1 protein-coding gene is annotated in these 6,991 nt (G+C 59.8%); it reads left to right on the top strand.

The window, feature by feature from the left end; all coding sequences use genetic code 11:
- Positions 1–6,981, top strand: a 6,981-nt coding sequence (locus QRD02_RS14100; protein WP_494337478.1) for a T9SS type B sorting domain-containing protein, incomplete at its 5' end; no start/stop codon positions are given.
- Positions 6,982–6,991: the final 10 nt, after the last annotated feature.

Below are 6,991 nucleotides of genomic sequence, written 5' to 3' on the forward strand. Positions count from 1 at the left end.
CCCCAGCCCATCGCCAACCCACCCGTTGATCTTTTCCAGTGCGACTACGGCACTACGTCCGGGGTCTTCGACCTCCGTGACAACGACGCCAATATCCTGGGGGGCCAGGACCCTGCGCTGTTCACCATAAAGTACTACCAGAGCTTCCAGGACAGTTTTGACGACACCAACGAGATCCTCGGGGGCGTCCACATCATCGTCCCCCCCTCGCCGCAGACCATCTATGCGCGGATCGAGGACAACAGCGGCAGCTGTTTTGACCTGGCGGACTTTAGGATTTATTTCAGCCGTGCCATTGCGGGGCTGGTCCCCGTGAACGCGAGCTATTGCGACGCCGACGGTGACGGCGGCGAGTTCGTTGACCTCCCCGGGGAGTTCAACGCCTTCGTGCTGGACGGCGAGCCTTCCTCGCGCTACAACATCACCTACCACGGCACCCAGGCCGATGCCGACAACGATGCGAACCCCCTTGGGAGCCCATATTTCGTGAACGCGCCCGGGGAGACCGTTTACATCCGACTGGAAAACCGCAACGATGCCACCTGCTTTGACACCACCCAGAACGTCAACCTTATCATCGACTCGCTGCCCACGGTGGACACCGCCCCTCCCAACCTGGTTCTGTGCGACGGCAACAACGATGGGTTCATGCCCTTCGACCTCACGCTCCAGGACACGGTGATCACCCTTGGCGACCCCACCCTTACGGTGAGCTACCACGGGACCCTTGTGGACGCGCAGAACAATGCCCTGCCCTTGCCGAACCCCTATACCAACGACCAGCGCTACCTGGATGCGCCCATCACCGATCCGGCCGATGCGCGTTATGGCACCGGGGGCGTCTGGGCCCGCGTGGGCAGCAGCACCAGCAGCTGTACCGTTGTGGTGCCCTTTGCCCTGGAGGTACGCTTTTCGCCCGTGGGCACCACCCCGGCAGGGCCCTTAAGGAAATGTGACGATGCCGTTGCCGACGGGTTTACGTTTTTCGACCTGACCGTTGTAGCGCCCGAAGTGCTCGGCACCTTGGACCCAACGGGCTTCGACCTTTATTATTACGAAGATTTCAACCAGGCCGTAATCGCTGGGGACCTGGCCATCAGCGCGCCCGATTTCTCCCAGGCCATCCCGGACCCCACCAACTTCTTGAACAGTACCAACCCGCAGACCATCTATATATTGATCGTGAGCAATGCCGGCGGGACCATACCCCCGAACCCCAACAGTGCCGAGGGCTGTTATGATATCGTGGAATTGGAGCTGGTCGTGGACCCGCGCCCGGAGGACCTCGGTCCCTTCGAGATGATGCTGTGCGACGACGAGCTGCAGGGCAGCGCCCCGGACGATGAGATCTCCACCTTCGACCTTACCAGCCAGGACCCGTTGGTCACCAACGGCGACCCCACCATCACGGTGGAGTGGTTCCTGAGCTATGCCGATGAGGCCGCGGACATTCCCATCCCCAACCCGACGACCTTCCAGAACACCAATACCCCGCAGACCGTTATCGGCCGGGTAACCTCGGACCGCGGCTGTGCCACCCTGGTCACCCTTACCCTGACCGTACTGCCCAACCCCAGCCCCAACACCGCCCCGGACCCCCTGGAGCTCTGCGACGATGACGATGACGGCCTGGTGGGCGGCTGGGACCTTACCTTGGCGGACGCCGACATCATCGATGGCGAGGCCGATGTAACCGTACTGTACTATGAAGATATAAACGACGCCATCGCTGGCGTTCCGGGCACGGAGATCGCTATGCCCTATACCAATACGGTTCCCTTTGCCCAAACGGTATATGCAAGGGTCCAGAAGACCGTTCCGCCGGCCACCGTTGGCTGTTTCACCATTGTGGAGCTGCAGCTGATCGTGATAGCCCTTCCGGACAGGCCCCAGATGCCACCCTTCGCGGACCCCTTTATTGGTTGCGACGAGAGCGGCAGCGGCACGGCCATCTTTGACCTGACCCTCCAGGATGCGGGCGTTCTCGGGGACCAGCTTCCCGCGAACTTTTTGCCCATTACCTACTACGAGCTGCAGGCCGATGCCGAGGCGGGCATTCCCGGGACCGAGATCCCAAACCCCGACACCTATATAAGCGCGGGTGCGCCGCAGATCATCTGGGTGCGCCTGGAAAGCCTGATCACCGGTTGCGCGCGCGTGACCCCCTTTGCCCTTGAGGTCGAGCTTTTCCCCACCATTGGAGCAGGGAACGACCTGACCCTTTGCGACGACCTTGTGGACGGCAGTACCGCGGACGACGGCCTTTCCACCTTCGACCTTACCGTGAACACGCCCCTGATCACTTTGGGAGACCCCAACTTGGACGTATTCTATTACGCCACGGCGGTGGACCAGACCAACAACAACCCGATCCCCACACCTTCGGCCTACCAGAATATCATCAGCCCCCAGCAGCAGATCTTCGTGACGGCCTATAGCCAGAACGGCTGCAGGGCCACCAATTCCTTTTTCATTACCGTGGAGCCCCTGCCGGTGGCCTTTTCGCCGGGCAGTATGGTCGCGTGCGATTCCGACAACGACGGGTTCGCCCTGTTCGACCTGGCCACGCAGGACGCCTTTATCACCGCCGGCGACCCCGACCTTACGGTAAGCTACCACAGGACCCTTTTGGATGCCGAGAACAACGTGCTCCCCATTGCCGTCCCCTACGAGAACGACCAGATATACCTTGACCTCCCGATTACCGACCCGGCGGATCCCGCCTATGGTACGGGCGGTGTATGGGCGCGCGTGGAGACCACCGTGAACGGTTGCCACAGGATTATATCGTTCGCCCTTGAGGTGCACACCTCGCCGGTGGCCACCGAGCCGGAACCCTTGCGAAAATGTGACGATGCCGTGGCCGATGGCTTTACGGTCTTTGACCTGACGGAGGTAGCGCCGGAAGTCCTTGGCACATTGGATCCGGCCGGCTTCGACCTTTATTATTACGAGAACCTTGCCGATGCCCAATTGGCCGGGGACCTTGCCCTGATCGCACCGGACTATTCCGCGGCCATCGGCAACCCTGGGGCCTATACCAACACGGCCAACCCTCAGGACATCTATATATTGGTGGTGGGCAACCCCGCCAGCAGCATCCCGCCGAACCCCAACGGGGCGGAGGGCTGTTATGACATCGTTACCCTTACCCTTATCGTGGACCCGATCCCGGCCAACAACGGCCCGTTGGAGATGGCCCTCTGCGACGATGAGCTGCAGGGCAGCGCCCCGGACGATGAGATATCGACCTTTGACCTTACCACCCAGGACATCCTGGTTACCGGGGGCGACCCCAACCTGACGGTACAATGGTACGCCACCCCTGCCGATGAGGCCGCGGACAACCCCATTGCCGACCCGACGATGTACCAGAACATTGGCACGCCACAGACGGTGATAGCGCGGGTGACCTCGGAATTTGGATGTTCCAACAGGACCACGCTCACCCTGACCGTGCTTCCCAACCCGAGCCCCAAGATGGACCCGGAGCCGATCGTGCTTTGCGACGATGACGACGATGGCATCGTGGACAATTTTGTCCTTACGGACCGCGATGTGGAGATATTGAACGGGGAGACCAACGTTTCCATACTATACTATGAAACCCTACAGGGAGCGATCGACGCCGTTCCCGGAACGGAGCTAATAAGCCCCTATACCAACACGGTGCCCTACAACCAGATCGTGTTCGCCAGGGTAACGAACGATGTGCCGCCGGAGCTCCTTCCGTGCTACACCATCGTGGAACTGGAACTGATCGTGGTGCCGTTGCCCGATGCGCCGGATGCCACCCTGCAGGACCCGTTGATTGCCTGCGACGATGATGGCGATGGCCAGGCCATCTTTGACCTTACCGTCCAGAACGCTTCGGTCTATGGCGTACAGGATCCTGTAAATTTTGCACCGATAACCTATTACGAGAGCCAGGCCGATGCCGATCTGGGCACCAATGCCATTGATCCCGCGGATGCCTTCCCGAGTACCGGGCAGACCATCTGGGTACGCTTGGAGAGTTTGGCCACGGGCTGCGCGAGAATATCTTCCTTTGAAATTGAAGTGGGCCAATACCCGGGAACGGGATTGGCGGACGACCTTGTGCTCTGCGACGACGAGCTCAACGGCAGTACCAATGACGATGGGATTTCTACTTTCAACCTGACCTTGAACACACCGGTGCTGACAGGTGGCGACCCGACCCTGGCGGTCCATTACTACGCCAGCCAGGATGACCGGGACAACGACATCCGTATCGTAAACCCCGGTGCCTACCAGAACGTAGTGGTACCCCAGCAGGAAATATTCGTTGCCGTAGTGGGCCAGAACACCTGTAGGGCATTATTGAGCTTTTTCATTACGGTAAGCCCGAACCCGACGCCCGTGGCGCCAACCCCTTTGGTGGCCTGCGATGTGGACAGCGACGGCTTTACCTCCTTCGATCTGGAGAGCAAGACCGCGGAGATCCGTGGCGGCGACCCGACCCTGATCATCACCTACCACGAGAGCCTGTTCGATGCCACCACGGGCGGCTTCCCGTTGGCCAGTCCGTACGAGAACATCTTTGCCTTCAACCAGACCATCTACGTGCGTGCGGCATACGCTGCGCCCCCTGCGGGGACCGGTTGTTATACGATAGTGACCTTGGAGCTGGTGGTGAACCCCAGCCCAGTGGTTCCCCAGGACCTTCCGGACCTGGTGGCCTGTGATGACAGCGGTTTTGCCGAGTTCGACCTTACCCAACAGGAAGACCTGATCTTCGGAAGCCAGAGCCCGGCGGACTATACCCTCACGTACCACCTGACCCAGGCCGATGCCGTGGCGGGCACCAACTTTATCGTACAGCCCGAGGCCTATACGAACATCGCCAACCCACAGGCCATCTGGGTGCGTTTGAACGACAACGCCACGGAATGTTATGCGGTGGGCAGTTTCGATCTTGTCGTGAACAATGGCCTTCCGATCACCGATCCGGCTCCCTTGGAGCAGTGCGATGATCTTGGCGAGGAGAACGACGGCATCACCGCCTTTGACCTTACCCAGAAGAACCTCGAGATAACCAACGGGGTATTGACCCAGGGCGTTTCCTATTTCCTTACCGAGCAGGATGCCCGGGACAACACCAACCGTATCGATCCCGAGACTGCATACATTAACCAGGATGCCAACGGAAACCCGATCAACCCGCAGGTATTGCATGTGCGCGTGGAGGACAGCAACAGTGCCTGCCTCTCGTTCACCACGCTGACCATAAGGGTTGTTCCCAATCCAAGGCCGGTAACGCCTGACCCAATAGAGCTTTGTGATTACAATGTGATAATACCTCCCGGGCCCTATGACGAAACGGAGCTCTTTGACCTTACCCAACGAGAGGCACAGATACTCAATGGCAACAACTGGACGGTCGGCTACTTTAAAAGCTATGACGATGCGGTCAACCTGAACGATGAAATAGTCGCGCCGGAGGTTACCGCATACCAGAACATCAGCAACCCACAGATAATCTATGTGCGCACCACCAGCCCGACCTCCCTTTGTTTTGAGATCGTGGAACTGGAACTGATCGTGAACCCGTTGCCGGACGACACCGCAATCGTGGCCCCTTATATTGTCTGCGCACCTGACGACAGCGAAGTGGGCGTGTTCAATTTAGAGACAAAAGTAGGTGAGATCCTTGGCGGGCAGCCGCAGCCACCCTTCGAGGTAAGCTTTTACATCGATATGGCAGATGCCGTTGCCGGCACCAACGCCATAGTGAACACCACCACCTACCAGAACAGGGACGTGAACAACAACCCGGTGAACCCACAGCTGCTCTATACGGGCATACGGAACACCGAGACCGGTTGCTACATCGGCGGGGTGCAGACCCTTGAGCTGATCGTGCAGAAGGGCGCCATCGCGGTGGCCCCGGCGGAGCCGTTCATCATCTGCGACAACACCCCGCCCAGTGATGGCTTTGCCGAGTTCGACCTGGACGACGTGGCCAACCAGCAGGTATCCGACCTGCGTGCCGGGATACTGGCGGGGCAGGACCCGGCAATATATGGCATCACCTTCCACGAGACCCTTGAAGAGGCCGAGGCCGGGACCAACGCGATAGCCTTCCCGTACACCAACATCATCAACCCGCAGCGCATCTACGTTAGGGTCACCAATACGGACAACCTGTACGAGCCGCAGTGCTATGCCGTCGTGGACCTGGTACTGAAGGTCGAGCAATTGGAAGATATACTCCTTGACGGCGACTACCGCCTTTGCGTGGACGGGAACGGCAACCCGATACCCTCGGAGGAGGGGGGCGCCTCGCCGCCGACCATCGACACGGGGCTTGACCCGGCACTGTACACCTTCCAGTGGGAGCTTGACGGGGTGATCCTGGTCGGTGAGACCGGGCCCTCGATCATCGCGCTGCAGGGGGGGACCTACACGGTGACCTATACCGAGCTTGCCTCGGCGTGCTCGAACAGCGTGAGCGCCACGGTGACCGTCTCGTCACCGCCGTTAACCTATGGAGCGAACCTTCTCAACGGTGCCTTCGCGGGCAACCATATCATCGAGGTCATCGCCACTGGCAACGGTACCTACCAGTACCAGCTGGACAACGGCCCGTTCCAGGACGGCAACATCTTTGAGAACGTGGCCCCGGGCAACCATACCGTCACCATCAGGGACATCTATGGCTGCGGCAGCGTGACCTTCGAGGTCGGGGTGATCGACTACCCGCCGTACTTCACGCCCAACGGTGACGGCTACCACGACACCTGGAACATCATCGGCATCGCCACGGGCGACCCCGCGGCGAGGATCTATATCTTCGACCGCTTCGGCAAGCTGCTCAAGCAGCTGAGCCCGATGGGCCCCGGGTGGGACGGAACCTACAACGGCAGCCCGCTGCCATCCAGCGACTACTGGTTCCGCGTGGAGTATACCGAGGACGGGAACCCAAAGGAATTCAAAGGACATTTTACCCTAAAACGATAAACAAGTATTA

Origin of the sequence: Aequorivita aurantiaca, assembly GCF_030410135.1 — a bacterium.
GTDB lineage: Bacteria > Bacteroidota > Bacteroidia > Flavobacteriales > Flavobacteriaceae > Aequorivita > Aequorivita aurantiaca.